The sequence below is a fragment of the Aneurinibacillus thermoaerophilus genome, assembly GCF_019603355.1.
GTDB classification, from domain to species: domain Bacteria; phylum Bacillota; class Bacilli; order Aneurinibacillales; family Aneurinibacillaceae; genus Aneurinibacillus; species Aneurinibacillus thermoaerophilus.
Map to the genome: position 1 here is coordinate 2,052,381 of NZ_CP080764.1, position 16,630 is coordinate 2,069,010.

21 protein-coding genes are annotated in these 16,630 nt (G+C 48.3%); 2 read left to right on the forward strand and 19 right to left on the reverse strand.

Features of this window, described 5'->3' with window-relative positions:
* Positions 1 to 180 precede the first annotated feature (180 nt).
* On the reverse strand, positions 181 to 465 hold the full coding sequence (locus tag K3F53_RS10605) for a hypothetical protein (RefSeq protein ID WP_057898578.1): 285 nt from the start codon (positions 463 to 465) through the stop codon (positions 181 to 183).
* A gap of 77 nt (positions 466 to 542) precedes the next feature.
* Positions 543 to 716 carry a hypothetical protein gene (locus tag K3F53_RS10610; protein WP_175493599.1) on the reverse strand — a complete coding sequence of 58 codons (174 nt, stop codon included), beginning with the start codon at positions 714 to 716 and terminating at the stop codon, positions 543 to 545.
* A gap of 175 nt (positions 717 to 891) precedes the next feature.
* On the opposite strand from K3F53_RS10610, the gene K3F53_RS10615 reads away from it, so the two are divergent.
* Positions 892 to 1,200 (forward strand): DUF4870 domain-containing protein, encoded by a 309-nt coding sequence (locus K3F53_RS10615; protein ID WP_220558942.1) that lies wholly within the window; start codon positions 892 to 894, stop codon positions 1,198 to 1,200.
* Between the two features lie 180 nt (positions 1,201 to 1,380).
* Here the strand turns inward: K3F53_RS10615 and K3F53_RS10620 are convergent, their stop codons facing one another.
* The 10 genes from K3F53_RS10620 to K3F53_RS10665 form a co-directional block, all read right to left on the reverse strand.
* Positions 1,381 to 2,043 (reverse strand): methionine ABC transporter permease, encoded by a 663-nt coding sequence (locus K3F53_RS10620; RefSeq protein ID WP_057898576.1) that lies wholly within the window; start codon positions 2,041 to 2,043, stop codon positions 1,381 to 1,383.
* A complete protein-coding gene (locus K3F53_RS10625; protein ID WP_057898575.1) occupies positions 2,036 to 3,058 on the reverse strand; it encodes a methionine ABC transporter ATP-binding protein in 1,023 nt (340 codons plus the stop codon). The genes K3F53_RS10620 and K3F53_RS10625 overlap by 8 nt, the downstream gene beginning before the upstream one ends.
* A gap of 344 nt (positions 3,059 to 3,402) precedes the next feature.
* The gene (gene hfq / locus K3F53_RS10630) at positions 3,403 to 3,633 is read right to left on the reverse strand and encodes an RNA chaperone Hfq (RefSeq protein WP_057898573.1); all 231 of its coding nucleotides are present in this window, start codon (positions 3,631 to 3,633) and stop codon (positions 3,403 to 3,405) included.
* A gap of 212 nt (positions 3,634 to 3,845) precedes the next feature.
* Positions 3,846 to 4,793 (reverse strand): tRNA (adenosine(37)-N6)-dimethylallyltransferase MiaA, encoded by a 948-nt coding sequence (miaA, locus tag K3F53_RS10635; RefSeq protein WP_057898572.1) that lies wholly within the window; start codon positions 4,791 to 4,793, stop codon positions 3,846 to 3,848.
* Positions 4,790 to 5,539 (reverse strand): class I SAM-dependent methyltransferase, encoded by a 750-nt coding sequence (locus K3F53_RS10640; protein ID WP_162265013.1) that lies wholly within the window; start codon positions 5,537 to 5,539, stop codon positions 4,790 to 4,792. Before K3F53_RS10640 ends, miaA begins: the two co-directional genes overlap by 4 nt.
* Positions 5,540 to 5,653: 114 nt before the next feature.
* A complete protein-coding gene (locus K3F53_RS10645) occupies positions 5,654 to 6,766 on the reverse strand; it encodes a tetraprenyl-beta-curcumene synthase family protein (protein ID WP_246615627.1) in 1,113 nt (370 codons plus the stop codon).
* A 218-nt stretch (positions 6,767 to 6,984) separates the two neighbouring features.
* On the reverse strand, positions 6,985 to 7,278 hold the full coding sequence (locus K3F53_RS10650; RefSeq protein WP_057898569.1) for a spore coat protein: 294 nt from the start codon (positions 7,276 to 7,278) through the stop codon (positions 6,985 to 6,987).
* 24 nt (positions 7,279 to 7,302) lie between these two features.
* Positions 7,303 to 7,506, reverse strand: coding sequence for a hypothetical protein (locus K3F53_RS10655; RefSeq protein WP_057898568.1), 204 nt, complete (start codon positions 7,504 to 7,506; stop codon positions 7,303 to 7,305).
* A gap of 73 nt (positions 7,507 to 7,579) precedes the next feature.
* Complete coding sequence (locus K3F53_RS10660) at positions 7,580 to 8,371, reverse strand: metal-dependent hydrolase (protein WP_220558943.1); 792 nt, start codon at positions 8,369 to 8,371, stop codon at positions 7,580 to 7,582.
* A 40-nt stretch (positions 8,372 to 8,411) separates the two neighbouring features.
* Positions 8,412 to 8,945, reverse strand: coding sequence for an NADPH-dependent FMN reductase (locus K3F53_RS10665; RefSeq protein WP_220558944.1), 534 nt, complete (start codon positions 8,943 to 8,945; stop codon positions 8,412 to 8,414).
* Positions 8,946 to 9,130: 185 nt separating this feature from the next.
* Between K3F53_RS10665 and K3F53_RS10670 the strand changes: the two genes are divergently transcribed.
* On the forward strand, positions 9,131 to 9,826 hold the full coding sequence (locus K3F53_RS10670) for an N-acetylmuramoyl-L-alanine amidase family protein (protein WP_057898565.1): 696 nt from the start codon (positions 9,131 to 9,133) through the stop codon (positions 9,824 to 9,826).
* Positions 9,827 to 9,944: 118 nt separating this feature from the next.
* Here the strand turns inward: K3F53_RS10670 and K3F53_RS10675 are convergent, their stop codons facing one another.
* From K3F53_RS10675 to pcaF, 7 genes are all read right to left on the reverse strand, one after another.
* Positions 9,945 to 11,387 (reverse strand): NAD-dependent succinate-semialdehyde dehydrogenase, encoded by a 1,443-nt coding sequence (locus tag K3F53_RS10675; protein ID WP_057900301.1) that lies wholly within the window; start codon positions 11,385 to 11,387, stop codon positions 9,945 to 9,947.
* Positions 11,388 to 11,444: 57 nt separating this feature from the next.
* The gene (paaD, locus tag K3F53_RS10680; RefSeq protein ID WP_057898564.1) at positions 11,445 to 11,936 is read right to left on the reverse strand and encodes a 1,2-phenylacetyl-CoA epoxidase subunit PaaD; all 492 of its coding nucleotides are present in this window, start codon (positions 11,934 to 11,936) and stop codon (positions 11,445 to 11,447) included.
* An 18-nt stretch (positions 11,937 to 11,954) separates the two neighbouring features.
* Positions 11,955 to 12,788, reverse strand: coding sequence for a 1,2-phenylacetyl-CoA epoxidase subunit PaaC (paaC, locus tag K3F53_RS10685; protein WP_057898563.1), 834 nt, complete (start codon positions 12,786 to 12,788; stop codon positions 11,955 to 11,957).
* Positions 12,789 to 12,807: 19 nt separating this feature from the next.
* Positions 12,808 to 13,134, reverse strand: a complete 327-nt coding sequence (gene paaB / locus K3F53_RS10690) for a 1,2-phenylacetyl-CoA epoxidase subunit PaaB (protein ID WP_057898562.1) — start codon at positions 13,132 to 13,134, stop codon at positions 12,808 to 12,810.
* A 13-nt stretch (positions 13,135 to 13,147) separates the two neighbouring features.
* Entirely contained in the window at positions 13,148 to 14,119 is a 972-nt protein-coding gene (gene paaA / locus K3F53_RS10695; protein WP_057898561.1) for a 1,2-phenylacetyl-CoA epoxidase subunit PaaA, read from the reverse strand.
* A gap of 281 nt (positions 14,120 to 14,400) precedes the next feature.
* The gene (gene paaX / locus K3F53_RS10700; RefSeq protein WP_057900300.1) at positions 14,401 to 15,231 is read right to left on the reverse strand and encodes a phenylacetic acid degradation operon negative regulatory protein PaaX; all 831 of its coding nucleotides are present in this window, start codon (positions 15,229 to 15,231) and stop codon (positions 14,401 to 14,403) included.
* 196 nt (positions 15,232 to 15,427) lie between these two features.
* Positions 15,428 to 16,630, reverse strand: coding sequence for a 3-oxoadipyl-CoA thiolase (pcaF, locus tag K3F53_RS10705; protein WP_057898560.1), 1,203 nt, complete (start codon positions 16,628 to 16,630; stop codon positions 15,428 to 15,430).

A 16,630-nucleotide genomic window follows, 5' to 3' on the forward strand; every position in this document is an offset into this window, starting at 1 on the left:
ATCGCTTCCTTTCACAGAAAATCTTGTCATTTTTGAAAAGACAATGTCACAAAACTGTGCCTTATACAATGATAAGGGAAGACTCCATATATTTCAATAACGAAGATGATTACCGGTCTTTCCTATCCTTCGTCCCACACGTTTCTCCTGGTAAGAAGCTAACAAAAAACCTCAAAAGCGTTACCTTTTGAGGTTTTTTGCATATCCATGCAGCGTTTTGATTTTCGTAAAGACACTCTCTACATTCTGTATAAAATTTTTCACGTCCCGCATGGATTGGGCAATTTGGTGTGCCATGAGCTTACGCTGGGCCGATTCTGACTGCTTGCTTTTTTCCCATTCTTGAACAATAAGCTCATAATTGCGCTGCCGAGCCAGCGCTCTTACTTTCTGCCGCTGCGATTTGGCCCAGGCGACGAAATCCGGGTTCTGTCTTGCGAAGCGTTCCAACTCTTTTTTCGTCATCCCTTCACCTTCATTTCTATACTTCTGCTATATCGTACGCAGCGGCCAAAAAGCAAGGAAGAGGGACAAACGCCCATTCATCTCAAGGAAAGGCTACGTTCAGCTCTCTCAAGTTGCTTTTCAAGCTTGTCGATATCCCGTTCGATCTGCTGGATATCCTGCTCAAGCAACTCCTTCAACCGCCGTTTTTCTTTCAACAACTTTCGCATTTGTTCCAACCTTTCCCCCATATCAAATACACCAAGATACATGGCTACCCCTCCACATTTAACATTCACATCTTTATATATATATGCATACCACCAGAAATATAGAAGGGAAAACGCCCAACTTCTGTTCTCGAAGCCAAACTTTTTCCCCTTTATCTGAAACATTCACTTTTGTTATCCGTATTAATAAAATAAATACGCAAGGAGGCTAAAATGCATGAATGTTAAACCAGCTTGTGTGATTATCCACGGAAGCACATTTTTCGCTCCGGTACTTATTCCGTTATTGTTTTACTTTTTGTCCGATCATCCGTATATAAAAGAAAAAGCGATGGAAGCGCTTTTGTTCCACGTTTTGATGGTCATTGCACTGTTCATTTCTTCTCTGCTCGTCATTGTGCTGATCGGATTTGTATTGCTGCTGATTTTTTCACTTATTGGGATTTATTATCCGATCAAAGGCATCGTGTACGCACTGCAAGAGCGCCCTTTCCATTATCCGATCGTGCATGGCTGGGTAAAGTAAAGTACTACATTTCAAATATCATTAGTGGAGCGACGCGAAAGCAAGCTAAAAAATAAACGCCCAGGAAATGCGCTCTTGGGCGTTTATTTTTTGGCTCTGTTCAATTCAGAAAGATGAAAGTCGCGAATCCGTTCGGCCGCTTTACTCGGCTGTATTTCTTACTACCATACAAATCATCTCTTACTCCTTGCGCATTGTCCGCGCGATCCGGTTCCCCAGCGTTTGCAGCAATTGTACAAGCACAATTAGAATAATAACCGTAATGATCATGACAAGCGTTTCCCAGCGCTGAAAGCCGTAACGATACGCCAGATTCCCCAAGCCGCCAGCACCGATGATTCCCGCCATCGCTGTTGCATCGATCAACCCGATGATCGCAATGGTTAGCGAAAGCACAATCGCCGGACGTGCTTCCTTCAACATCACATTGAAAATAATCTGACGTCGAGTCGCGCCCATCGCCTGAAACGCCTCAATCAATCCTGCATCCACTTCCAACAGTGCCGATTCCATCAAACGCGCAATATACGGCGACACGTACACGACAAGCGGTACAATCGCGCCTTCTACACCGATAAATGTGCCAACGATCAGCTTGGTCAGCGGAATGAGCGCGAACAGCAGAATGATGAACGGCACCGAACGAATAATATTGATTATCGTATTAATTATTTGAAAAATGATCGGTTGTTCAAAAATATGACCTGGGCGAGTAATGACAAGCAGCACGCCCAGCGGAATCCCGATAAGCGTACCGATGAAAATTGATAGCCCGACCATGTACAGCGTTTCCTGTAGCGCGGGTAAATATAAATCCCAATGCGGATCCGCTCCACTAAACATGATGAATCACCTCCGCATGTATTCCTTGTTCTTTCACGTATTGCAACGCTTCATCCAAAACGCTCGCTTCCCCGGTCAGCGAAATGACCAGGTAGCCGAAGGTCGTATCTTTAATTTGTGTAATATGTCCGAACATGATATTCGGCTTCAGGTGAAACTTCTCTGTCAATTCCGCAAGCACCGGCTGTTCCGTGCTTTCCCCGATAAATGTTAGGCGCACGATGCGACTTCCTGGTGCATGCTGCACGCGCTCAAGAAAGCCTGGTGGCAGTTCGTCGTCAAAAATATTGCGAATAAAATTTTTCGTGGTCGCAGTTTGCGGGCGTGAGAAAATGTCAAGCACCGAACCCATCTCCACGATCTTCCCTTCCTCCATCACGGCCACACGATCGCAAATTTTCTTGACGACATGCATTTCATGGGTAATAAGCATAATTGTCAGATTATACTTCTTGTTAATATCCAGCAACAAGTCAAGAATCGATTCTGTCGTCTGCGGATCAAGCGCGGATGTCGCCTCATCGCACAGCAAAATCTCCGGATCATTCGCCAGCGCCCGGGCAATCGCTACACGCTGCTTCTGACCGCCAGACAATTGTGACGGATATGCGTGTGCCCGTTTGGATAGTCCGACGACTTCCAGCAATTCCGTTACTTTCTTTTGAATCACGTCCTTTGGCGCCTTGCTAAGTTTAAGCGGTGCGGCCACGTTGTCAAATACCGTACTGGACGATAACAAATTAAAGTGCTGAAAAATCATCCCGATCTTGCGGCGCGCTTTGCGCAGCTCATTTGAAGAAAGCTTGGTCAAATCCGTGCCATTGACGATAATTTCTCCCGATGTAGGACGTTCCAGCAAATTGATGCAGCGGATTAATGAACTTTTTCCGGCGCCGCTGAATCCGATAACGCCGAAAATCTCGCCTTTTTTGATTTCAAAGTTCGCGTTTTTAATCGCATGGACGGCTTTGTCGCCACTTCCATATATCTTTTCAAGATTGCGGACTGAAATCAACGTATTCCCTCCTTTAATTAAGAAAAACTCGCACGCTTGCACCCACACGCCCTTTTTCCACATTGAAATCAAACAGCCGCATTACGGGCGAATCGGCAAGCTTGTTCCTTTAGATCTCATACAAAAAATCTCTTTTACAAAAAAACCTCTTTTTCCGAGACAAAAGAGGGAGCATCTTCTCTCTTCTCTGCCGTAAAACCATATGCTGGCAAAACGCACACTTTCTATGCGCACGCCATCTGCTCGTTTAAGCACAATAAATAATTTAATCATTTTCATAAGTTTAGTCAAATAAAAAATGCCGGGCAGCATGTCGCTGCCCGGTAGTGCGCCGTAAACGAATATTACTCGTTATCAGACATCAAAGAAACCGGCCGTTGTGGTAAGAAGGTAGAAATGGCATGCTTGTATACCAATTGCTGTTTTCCTTCCGTATCAATAACGACAGTAAAATTATCAAACGCTCTAACAAGTCCGCGAAGCTGGAAACCATTCACCAAATAAATGGTGACAGGCACGTTCTCCTTCCGCAGATGATTCAAAAACGTATCCTGAATGTTGATGGTATTTGCCATGATAATACCTCCTCGTATAGTATGTTTAAGCCCCTCGAAATTGCGAATTTCCAGTTCGATTTGAGAGACTGTTAACCAAAAAACAAAAAGCCAATTCCCCCCTTGTAACTCTGAAAAAGGGAGGCCACCATTCTCACCCAAATCGTAAGATTGGATTTTTCATGATGTTTCTGAACAATGATTTTTATAATTTTTTTATTATATTTCGTCGCTTAACCGAACTTTCCTGCCACAGTCTCATAAATTGACTCATATATAGACGCGAGGGGCTGCCCATTTATAGGGGTGACATCGAACCAAATGATATCCTTCATAGCACGAAACCATGTAAGCTGACGCTTCGCAAAATTTCGTGTCCGCTTCTTTATCAGTTCAATCGCTTCCTCTCTCGCCATCTGCCCTTCCAAATAGGCGATGATTTCCTTATAGCCGAGAGCCTGCATAGAACGCAGTGAAGCATTATACCCTTTTGCCAGCAATCCTTCCACTTCTTCCACTAGCCCTTCCGCAACCATTGCATCCACGCGGCGGTTGATGCGTTCATACAGCTGTGTCCTGTCCATCGTCAGCCCAATAAGCAGCAAATTGTACGGCGACTCTTCGCTTCGCGTCTGATATTCGGACATAGGCATTCCAGTCACATGGTGCACTTCGAGCGCACGAATCACACGTTTAACATCATTTGGGTGCAACCGGTTCGCTGTTTCTTGATCCACCGCTGCAAGCTTGGCATGTAGCGCCTCTTTGCCATATTTCGCGACGAATTCCTTCATTTCTTCCCGATATGCTTCGTCTTCTCCAGCCGCAGAAAACTTATAATCATAAATAACGGATTGAACGTACAAACCCGTTCCACCGACCAGCATGGGAAGCTTCCTGCGCGCATTGATATCTTTGATAAGGGCCACGCATGCGCGTTGAAAATCAGCGACGGTAAACTCCTCATCCGGGTCGCAAATGTCGATCAGATAATGCGGTATAGCTTCTCGCTCCGCTTCTGTCGCCTTGGCCGTTCCAATGTCCATCCCGCGATAAAACTGCATCGAATCACCGGAAATAATCTCGCCATCAAACCGCTTGGCCAGTTCCAGACTAAGCGCTGTTTTCCCTACCGAAGTCGGTCCAACTATCGTAAGCAGACGCTGTGTACTTCCACTCATTGCGCTTCGCCTCCGACTTCGATAATTCCGTATGTAAAGGCGCGTTCTGCTTTCGGCAGGCGCACAAAACCAAGCCGATTAAAATCAACACTGTCCCGGTGGTTTTTCATCACGACGCGTCGACGGGCCACACGCTTTGCTTCTTCTACCGCCTCTGCCGTCAGCGGTTCATAGTTAGCGAACGGGCGCAACGGCGCTATGCTATCAGAGGCCGCGATCGCTTGAAAAAACATCGGGTCGAAATAAACAATATCAAAACTATTATTCTCACATTGCCGTAAAAAAGTCAAATGATGAATCGACACAACTTCAATGCGCCGCATCGCCTGCACCGCTTCGACCAGCGGACTTTCATAGCGTTTTAGTCCGTCGGCGACCACAGCGGCCAGAATTTGCTCCGATTCCAGACCTACCACGCGTCCCGTATCACCAGTGACAAAAGACGCAACGATCGAATCAGAGCCAAGGCCAAGCGTACAATCCAAAAACGTGTCGCCAGTTCGCAGCCCGCATGCCCGAACCATTACATCAGTATCGCCGCCAAGTATCCTTTTTATACGAAGCAAAGCCATGCTAGGATGAAAAAAAAAGGGAGCATCCGCTTTTGCGCTATAGGCGCGAAGCCCGCTGTCAGTTACGACAAGCACTTCATCATCCAGTTCATGCAGCCGATTCACGGACAAGTTTCTTCGTTCAATAAAGCGGACGCCGAACGCTTCAGCAAGCGATCGCGCCTGTGTTCGCACATCAGATCCTGCTTTATGCCGTGTGGTCACTATCATACTCTCACTCGTTCCCTTTTCTATGTATTCGTCACGCAACAATCATCATACCGCATTTTACACAGAAGGAAAACCCTATCATTTACCACTCGGCGGGGCTTGTAATACAGCTTTACCGCCACGATACCCCCGGCTGTTCAAAAAGAAAAAACGGGTCGGAAGCGAAGACGAGCGAAGAATCCAACGGGCCACACGGCGCACCATCGGCTGACGCTGAACTTTACCGTCCGATAAATACAGCCCCAAAAGCCCATCGACAATCATATTGTGAAACTTCCGGTCTGGAAGCGCCTGAATGTTCTTCTTCGCTTCTCCGACGATATAGTGAATCCGTTCATAAATTTCTCGCTCGTTTTGATAGTATGCAATAAAATTCAAGTCGCCACCGATTTCATCTTCTTCTAAATCAATTAAATAATCTAGCAAAATGTGCAACGAACATACCCAAGGGAAATACGCTTTTTTAATGAATGCGATACGGCTGGCTGATACTTCAGGATAGGACGCAATTTGAAAAAGATGAAATACCCCAAGAGTTGAACCGGTTGCGGCCGCGAATTCGTTCCATTTAAGGTCCGGCGCTTTCCCTCGATGCTCCTGCCACCAGTTCAGCAAGCGCCCTTCCCGCTCTTCCTGTACCACATGCTTGTGAACTTGCAAGTTGCAATACAACGAAGCCAATTCATATACATCATCCCGTACGAGAGCATAATTAGGCAGATGTTCAATTTCCGCATGGCAGGCCGCGACAAGCGCACGCAAATATCCCCCGTCATCTTTTTCCCTATTAAATTCATAATAATCAACCGACGAAAAGCGACCCGATACCGCGTCCAACATCGCTTGATGCAGACGGGCAAAGTTATTCGCACCGAGCGATGTGGAACGGTCGCATAAGTTATCCAAATAATCGCTAATCGTCTGATATGCGACGATTAAACGGATAAGCGGTTCTTTCCATGCCAGATGCGCGGCAGCATACACGGAACCACCCTCGCAGTGAAACCGTTTATTTTCGATGCTATCGAGTGCCTGCTTGCGCAGCTCCGGGTCCGGAATCTGCCCCGCCCGCTCGCGCCAGCGCTCCACTTCCGCCCGTACGGCGGGAAAGATATGCCGGTACAAACGATACATTAAACGCAAAGGTCCTCTAGGATACAACCCGTTCAACACCACCTTTACCAAAATCATTCTATTCCTTTCATTGTAACCTTATCCGCTCCATTTTTTACATTTTCCGTGGGATTTCTTTGAAGAGAAAGTGTTAAATCTGTGACAATCATGAAAACAAAAAAAGGAGCTAGAGAGCGGGGGTATGAAGAAAAAGAGAACCGCATAGATATGCTACACGGTTCTTTTTCTGTTCTATTATACCCTATTTTTATCTTCTGCGCATGTTGGTTCTGGATTTATACTTGACTGCCAGGATTCAAATTATTTTGCAGAAGTCCTTGCATTTCGGCAATCTGTTCAGGCGTTGCCTGCGGCACTACATAATAGCCGCTCTGCCGCATATTGTCGAAAATTTGCTTTTGGTTGTCAAGGACGGTGTCCATGCAGCGCTGATAAATCTTTCGCAATTCGCTGTGGCTTGTCTCCAAGAGCACGCTGGCAATACTGCGCGCCCGACCTTTTTCCAATTCAAGGCAAAGCTGCATAATCTCCCGATCTGTCAAACCGCGCCCTTCCATATTGTTTGGCATAATGCTCCTCCTTTGCGTCTATCCTTATTGTACATGATCAGTACGGTTAAAGTATTGGGACAGCTCAGCTACGCGCAGTTGGTGTTGTTCCGCCATTCGCTCGAGCATGGAACGCATTCCCGCGTCTTGACACTGCGAAGCACACCAGTTCATCGTTTTGGCCGTAATAGACTCCGCCCGCAGTTCGTCTTCAATCATCATTAACTCCCGTAAGGTTATCTCGTTCACTTCTTGTCACCTCCCGTTTTCTTTTCACTTTCTGTATTGTTTTCCTTTTCTGGTGTTTTATGCGTAATCTAGATTAATGTAAAGGGAAGGCATCAAAATACAGGAAAAAGACCAGAACAACGCAGGCAAGCACCACAGCCGCTTCACGGCGGCTGTCTTTTTTCGTCTTGATCAGCGGAAGCTTGACCGTCGGCGGAAAAGGATGAAAATAACGCACCCCGGCTACAGTCAGCGTATCTGCAAACAAATGGGAGGCGTATCCGATGATCGCGGCCAAAAATAAGCCGGATATATGTAACGACGCTTCCGCGTAAAACCAAATATATCCCCAAGCGATAAGCGCCCAAACGGTATGCGTGTATGTCCGATGGGCAAAGTGCGGCACAAGGGCAATAAAAAGTCCAAACCCAAGCAACCATACGTAATCAGAGCGCAGCACCTCGTACGGAACCCGGTGCAAAACAAGCGCAGAAGCGCCAGAATAGAGATAAATTGCCGTTCCCATCAACAATATGCCCAAAAGCGTCACCATCCACTTACGGGATGCATGATCCCTTAGCACAAACCCGACACCAAGGAACAAAAGTCCGATAAACGCGGTCAAAAACTGACCGTTACGCGTTTCCGGGAAATAGCTCAACAAAATAAGCGCTACGCCAATATATCCGGAGAATAGCCGGATTATGCGCAAAGGCCGATCTGTTAGCTTACGGGTTAAAAGGCCATCAGCATCCAGATCGGGAACAAGCGCCGAGAAGGCCGCAAACAGCGTCACGACGGCACCGTCAAACATACCTGTTTCCGTTACTTTTGCCACCGCAATACCGCTCAGCGCACCCAGCGTCAGATGGCTTCTGCCCATCATGTCCACTTCACCCTTTCTCGGCTTTTTTCTTCCCCTGCAATCATGATTGCTTAAGCGCTTTTGTCACGCGCAACAATTCGCAGACCATCTCTTTCAGCCTCGTCCGGCTGTCGTCATGTACCAATTCGCATCGATCGTTATAGCAACTCATATCCGTCACATATTGATCAGAAAGCACAAGCGCATACACGCCGCGTAAAACAGTGCGCAGGTTGTTCAGCGCGTTGATTCCGCCTTTTCCACCGCCGCCCACCGCGGCGATCATTACAGGCTTCCCGCGGAAATGGTCACCGTGCAGAAAATCCAATGCATTCTTTAACGCTCCGCTCATTCCACTGTGATATTCCGGCGTGCACACAAAAAAGGCATCCGCTTCTTCTGCGTATCGCTGCAAGCGCTTGACCTCCGGATGCTCCATGTCTTCTCCGCCCTTATAAATCGGCAACTCATTTATCCCAACATCAAAAAACAATACATCCACCTTTTGCTGTTCCAAATGCGCGCATACCCCCTTCGCCAATCCTCTCGTGTTGGAATTCGGTCTCGAACTTCCGGATAAAACCATTACTTTCATCACTATCATCCCTTTTTATATTGTAATTTTTACCTATTTGTAACTACTATAAATAAATAAAAAAATGATGTCAACGCTGGACTTCTGGTGGGAGTTCCCTTTGTCGTTGAAAGGGTCAACTTCATCATAAAAAACTAAAAATAGGGCATCTTATTTTTATCCAAAACGTGAATGAGAGGATAAAAATGAGGAAAAACACACTGCTCGTTCTTTGTTTATTTCTCGCTTTTTCTCTTTTTCCACACACTGCTAAGGCGGAGGAACATTCATTTTCTCCGGTGGAAGTAGATGTTCTCATCGACGCCGGGCATGGGGGTGTGGACGGAGGAGCTGCTTACGGCAAACAATTGGAGAAAGACATAACCCTTGCTGTCGCCCGCCTATTGTTCAAACATCTAAATATGCTCGGCTACAAGGTTGCGCTCAACCGTGACGGCGATTACGCTCTGAGCGACGAAAACGAATGGTTACAAACCCGTTCACGTCACCAAAAAGATTTAGCGCAACGCAAACACCTGGCAAAGGCGCTGACACCAAAAATTATGATCAGTCTGCATACCAACGCCTCGAAAAACCCGTCAATACACGGTCCTATCGTATTTTATCAGGAAAATAACCAAAGCTTTTTTCTAGCCGACACGATACAACATGCGCTTAACAATTTGTATAAGACATCTGAACTTCCACGCAAAGCGAAAACGCTTTATTTGCTTAATCATTCCATCTGTCCGACAGCATTGGTGGAAATGGGCTTTTTAAGCCATCCAATCGACCGGGCCCGCCTGACCGATCCGGAGTATCAAGCGCAAATCGTCCGCGCCCTCGTATCAGCCATTGATACATACTTCTGGTTCCTGAATACTCCTATGCACGCGCGCTGAACGGTTAAAAAGCGCGCCTATTTTTTCATGGGCCTCTTCCATATAAAATAAAAAGAGCCGCGGGCGGGTTCCCGTGACTCTTTTTCCTATTACCTTGCACCTTCTTTTTCTTAAATAATTATAGACCAAATGAAACAAACTTCGTTTCCAAAAACTCGTCCATCGCGTAATGTCCGCCTTCACGGCCAATGCCGCTTTCCTTGAAACCACCGAACGGTGCCTGTGTTTGAGTCGGCGCTCCATCGTTAATGCCGACGATGCCATATTCCAGCATTTCAGCCATCCGGAAGCAGCGCGCGTTATTCTGTGTATATACGTACGCAGCCAGGCCATAGTCCGTATCATTTGCCGCTTCTACTACAGCCGCTTCATCTGTGAATGTAATAATCGGCACGACCGGTCCGAATGTTTCTTCCCTATAGATACGCATGTCTTGCGTCACGCCGGTAATAACCGTCGGCTCGCAATAGAAGCCTTTGGCGTATTCGCCGTCCATCAAGCGGTTGCCACCGCAGGCAACAATGGCACCTTTCGCGCGCGCGTCTTCAATATGTTCGAGCACCTTATTCAGTCCTTGCTCATTGATGAGCGGCCCGATTTCCGTATCTTTGTTGCGGCCGTCGCCCACTTTTACCTGCTTAATGCGTGCAACCAGCTTATTTGTAAACGCTTCGACAACCGATTCATGCACATACAGGCGGTTCGTGCAAATACACATCTGACCAGAGTTGCGGAACTTGCTTTCGAACAGGCCGTTAACCGCAGCGTCTAAGTCCGCGTCTTCGAAAACGATAAACGGCGCATGCCCGCCTAGCTCCAGACTGACCCGTTTCACCGTCTTCGCCGCTCCTTCCATAAGCAGCTTGCCAACGCGAGTCGAGCCGGTAAACGCGATTTTACGAACTTTTTTGTTCTCCAAAAACTCTTTGCCGATCGGCTCAGGTTCCCCGATAACAAGATTGACAACACCTTTCGGAAAACCCGCCTGCTCGATGAGTTCAAATAAGCGGATCGCGCTCAAAGGCGTGCTTTCTGCAGGCTTCAGCACAACAGTGCAGCCGGCGGCCAACGCGGGCGCGATTTTGCGCGCCACCATATTCACCGGAAAATTCCACGGCGTAATTGCGGCAACAACACCAACCGGATGCTTGGTCACCATAATACGCTTATTCGGTACAGAAGAAGGAACCGTCTCGCCGTAGACTCGCTTTGCTTCCTCCGCATACCACATGAAGTTATCAGCTGCACCAAGCACTTCTCCTTTGGCTTCGCGGATCGGCTTGCCCATCTCGGCTGAGATGATACCTGCCAATTCATCGCGATTCTCGCGTACTAAATCATACAGCTTATATAAATATTTAGAGCGCTCGCGGGCGGTTAGCTGTGACCAAGCTTTAAACGCTTCCGCCGCCGCATCAATCGCCTTTCTCGCATCGCGCTCGTCCCCGGCACTCACGATACCGACCTGCTCTCCTGTAGCCGGGCTTACCACTTTCAGCGTCTTTCCGCTTTCTGATTCCACCCATTCACCATTAATGAACATCCGTTTCGTTTCCGTGATTACGTTTGCTTCCGTCATACGCGATTCCTCCTCTTTTCGATGTCTTACTCTTTGTGGTTAAATGGGCTTTAACGCCTCAAAAGGATTTTTGCACTGCTTACAATACAAAATACTGCGACAAGCCGCCGGGCCAAATAAATTATCCAGCGTTGTGTACGGCGAGCCGCAGAACGGACAATCCACTTGCCAAGGATCGCCTGGTTTGTGGTTTACAGGAGGCGGAGCGATGCCGAATTGGCGCAACTTCTCCCGTCCCGCTTCACTGATACGTTCCGACGTCCACGCCGGATCATACACGAACGTAACGCGCACCTCCTGCACGCCTTCCACGGTTTGTAACTGACGAATGATTTCGTTCCGCATAATGTCGAGCGCCGGACAGCCGACAAATGTCGGTAGCACCTGAACCGTGACAACGCCATCTTGTTCGTCGACTGCGTGAATCATTCCCATTTCCACCATGCTGACGGCTGGAATCTCCGGGTCCTTCACATCTTGGAGTTTTTCCCATACCGCGCTCTCGATTTGCGTTTCCATTTGCTGCGCCAACGGCTTTCCCTCCTTGCTTTACCAGTTTGCTGCCGGGTCAATACGGTATACTTCCGAAAGCGTATTCAGCACTTCGGTCAGATCCGGCGTATGCTGTCCTGCACGGCCTGATAATTCGGTCGTCTGCGGCATACCCGGCCAGGGCAGGACGCACGCATCAAGCGCCTGCTTCGCTTTTTCCAGCCAGCGCTGGGCCAGCGTCTGACCGCTTTCAATAAGCCCGAATTTTACCATATCCACTTCTTTCGAACCGAATACGAACAAATCTCCGGCATCCTGCCATACTTTCTCTACCCCCTGCATGATGCGGTCATACCCTTCCTGACTGCCAACCGCAAGCTGATTCATCCATACCTGCCAGTGATAAAGATGATACCCTAGTTCCGGCAGCATTTTTCTTGCTGCAAGCGTAAGCGGCTGATAGGAAGAATGAACAAGCGACTCAAGGCGCGTCTGCTTAAAGAGGCCGTATAAGTAAAAACGAGTAACAGCGTATCCCCAGTCGAAATGCGGATTTTCCTTGTAATGACCCGTGCCGTTCGGGCGTTCAACGAGGATAGCGTTACGAAACGCCGACGCTTCTCTTAGTTGCGCCAAGTCGTCCGCTTTCCCTTCTCCGAGTTCTTCCAACATCTCATAGAACATGACCGCGTGTCCCATCGTGTCCTGGGATATGGACGAAAATGCTACATCTTCTTCGATGTGAGGGCCAAGCCCAAGCCATTCGGACCCGCGGTATGCCAGAATAAAATCATCGTCTGCCATTTGATACAACAATTCTTTCAACGCCGCCAAATATTCCGGATGTTGCTTCGCCTCGTCAGCACTTGTAATTGAGTGTTGGTTTGCCATGCTGTCCCTCCGTTCTTTCCTACTTCGCCGCATTTTTTCTTTCATACTGTTCTTTGTGGTAGCGCCACTTCGCCTGAAGATCGCCGTATCCTTTCGTCTCGCGATACGCTTTGTTATCCATGCGTTCCAGATGCGGCCGCTCTTCCGGCGGCAGGACATAAATATCGTCACGCTTAACAACCCAGATGTTGACGGCCGGTTCGCGGCGCATGAAATTCTCGCGTGCCATCGTCATCGCTACTTCATGATTCGGCGCGAGCAAACTAAACTGATGTGTAAAGCTAGCCGTCGGACTTTTCTGGCTGAATACTTCGTATACGGAAAACGTTTGCTTGTTCTCGCTCATCGTTTCTTCCTCCTTATACCGCTCGGCGCCCTTTACCCAATAACGCGTCACGCACCCATTGCGTTTCTTCGTACGACATTCTCCTCAATTGCAGTCTTTCTTTAGAACAAGGGCCACCGCCTTTGATAATTCGCTTAAATTCTTCCCAATCAGGCTGTTTGTAGTGCCATTTGCCTTCCCTCTCATCGTAATGAATCGTCTCGTCCGGAAGGGTTAGACCAAGGTGGAAAATCCGCGGCACATATTTGGAGAAGAATGCTTGGCGCAACTCTTCATTCGTTTGTGAACGGATTTTGTAACGCATATTGAGTTGCTGGTTGCTCGTGATACCACCATCTTCCGGCGGTCCGAAAAACATCAGCAGCGCCGGCCACCAGCGGCTAACCGCATCCTGCAGCATTTGCCTCTGTTCTTTCGTTCCTTCCGCGAGTGCGAGCACGATACTTTCACCGTGCTGGGCATGAAACTTCTCCTCCGCACAAATTCTGTGCAGCGCGCGCGCGTACGGCGCGTACGATGTGTCCAGCGACATCGTCTGCGTAATAATGGCGGCACCATCCACTAACCAGCCAATAACGCCCGCATCCGCCCACGTGGGCGCTTCCATATGAAACACGTTATGAAATTTCAATCGTCCGGTAAACAAGTCATCCAGCAAATCTTCGCGCGTCTTGCCAAGCGGGACAAGCAAGTCTTCCGCTACGCGCATGAGCAACTGCCCGTGTCCCATCTCGTCCTGCACCTTCGCCATAATCGCCAGTTTCCGGCGCAGGCTCGGCGCTTTCGGTACCCATTCTTTTTCCGGAAGCGCCCCCATAATTTCGCTAACTGCGTGCATTGAAATAAGCTTAATTAATTGCTGGCGATAATCATCTGGCATCCAGTCGTCTGCCTCAATTTTTTCCCCGCGCTCGATTCGCGCCATGAACTGCGCTACTTTCTCTTCGTACGCTGTCCCTGTCACCGCATGTAATTGCTGTGCCATTACGTTGCCTCCCCTCAATCTTGTCCGCGTTTTTCCGCACAATGTTTATGATGGATTTCCATTTATCTTGCACTAAATATATATAATACGTTTTTATAACGTTATAATAACATAACGTTATACTCTCTTTCAATAGATTATTTAAAATTGAGGGATTACGATAAAAATTTTAAAAAGAAGGAATTTTATTTAAGCCAGGGCACAAAAAACCCCTTTCCTGCGTCCTCTCGTAAGGCGCAAAGAAAGGGGGAATATCAAAAGCAATGGCCGTACCGCCTGCCTTATTTTCCGACAGGTACAGCTTCGTATACCTCTTCAAAAAAACGGACCGCGCCAGGATGAAGCAAGTTATGGTACTCATTAAACAATTCATCCGCTTCTTTACCAAGCCATACATCCGGCAACAATTCTTCTGGAAGATCCGGGTCAATAAACAAGAATTTGCGGTAATAATGCACTAGTTCCGTCTTGGCAACGAAGCATTCGTTATCCGGAATCTCCCTTCCGGCTTTCAATTTCTTTTTCATCTCTTCGTACCGCGGATGATACATGTTGATAAATTCGCGGTATGCTTTGTTGATTTCGTCAAGATTCCAGCACTTTTCTACCAGCCTTTTCGGATCGCTCCATCCAAGATGTTCGGCCGTAAAAATTTCAACATACTCGGTCAGATTATACGCTTCGGTAATGTCCTTTACGCGCTCTTCCAAATCATTCGGGCTAATCCACGTGCTGTTGGTAAGCATGCCAAAACCCAGAAAGTTCAATTCTTTGCGTAAGTGGTCGCGCAAATTTCGCTGCGTTTCCGGAATCGTGTAGCTTGTAATGCACCATTTTCCGTTCCAGCCGCTCGCTTCCACTTTATAAATCCGGGCAGCTGCCTCATCCAGACGCTTCTGGCCGCGCGGCGACATCGAATAGTAGCTGCGGTTGCCGACCCGTCTCGATTCAAGCCATCCCTGACGCAACATTCGGGAGATTGCAGCGCGGACGGCCTGTTCGGACAAGCCGAATTCTCCCATCAGCCGTGTCAGGCTCCCCACCCAGATCTCACTACCGTAATGTCGCACATATTCCCCATATATCGTAAAAAGCATAGATTGTGGCTTCATCATTCTTCCAACTCCTATTTTCCTATTTCCCAACAGTACCGACATTATAGTAGACATGACAAAAGTCGTCAAATTATTTCTGCATTTCAGCTGTTGGACAGCAACAAAAATGTAGACCTGGAAGGGCAAAAAATAAGCCGCAGCGCAACTGGAAGCGCCGTGGCTTTCTCCTTTTCACCATTCTTCGTTTTATACGTTATACGCGCTCGATAATGGTGGCAATACCTTGCCCAACACCGATGCACATCGTGGCAAGACCGTACCGTACCTCCCTGCGTTCCATTTCGTACAATAGCGTGGTCAAAATGCGCGCACCGCTCATACCAAGCGGATGACCAAGCGCGATAGCGCCGCCGTTCACATTGACCTTCTCCATATCGATGCCAAGTTCACGCACACAGGCCACCGCTTGCGCGGCGAACGCTTCATTCACTTCGAACAAATCAATGTCATGAATCGATAAACCGGCCTTCGCCAACACTTTACGCGTCGCCGGGATCGGCCCGATCCCCATAACTGAAGGATCGACGCCCGCAACTGCGGACGCAACGATTTTTGCCCGCGGCTTAAGCCCCAGTTTACGCGCCGTCTCTTCTTCGGCCAGCAATAAAGCGGCTGCCCCGTCATTTAATCCCGACGAATTGCCTGCCGTTACCGTGCCTCCCTGCTTAAACGCCGGTTTCAACCTGGCTAATTGTTCCATCGTCGTATCCGGCCGCGGGTGTTCGTCCCGATTAAATACGATTGGCTCACCTTTACGCTGTGGAATTTCTACGGGCACAATTTCAGCCGCAAATTTGCCTGCTGCAAGCGCCGCCGCATATTTTCGCTGGCTGGCAAGCGCAAATGCGTCCTGATCTTCGCGTGAGATGCTGTATTGTTCTGCTACGTTCTCCGCCGTTTCCCCAAGCGAAATAGGCGGATACATAGCCGCCAATTTATCGTTGACGAGACGCCAACCAAGCGTCGTATCGTGCAATTGCAGGTTGCCGCGCTGATAGGCAGCACCAGGTTTCATCACCACGAGCGGGGCTCGGGTCATGCTCTCTGTTCCTCCGGCAATATATACGTCGCCGCAGCCGGCCACAATTGCATTTGCGCTCTGATTCACCGCTTCCAGTCCTGAACCGCACAAACGGTTCACTGTCACACCCGGTACCGTTACAGGTAAGCCCGCGAGCAAAAGCGACATTCTTGCTACATTGCGGTTATCTTCTCCAGCTTGGTTGGCGCAGCCAAAAATGACATCCTCTATTTTTTCAGGAGCTATCTCCGGATTACGTTCCAACAATTTGCGGATAACCACGGCGCCCAAATCGTCCGGACGTACATCTTTCAGCGCGCCTCCGTGTCGACCAATAGCCGTCCGCACCGCATCAATAATGACAGGCGTTCTCAT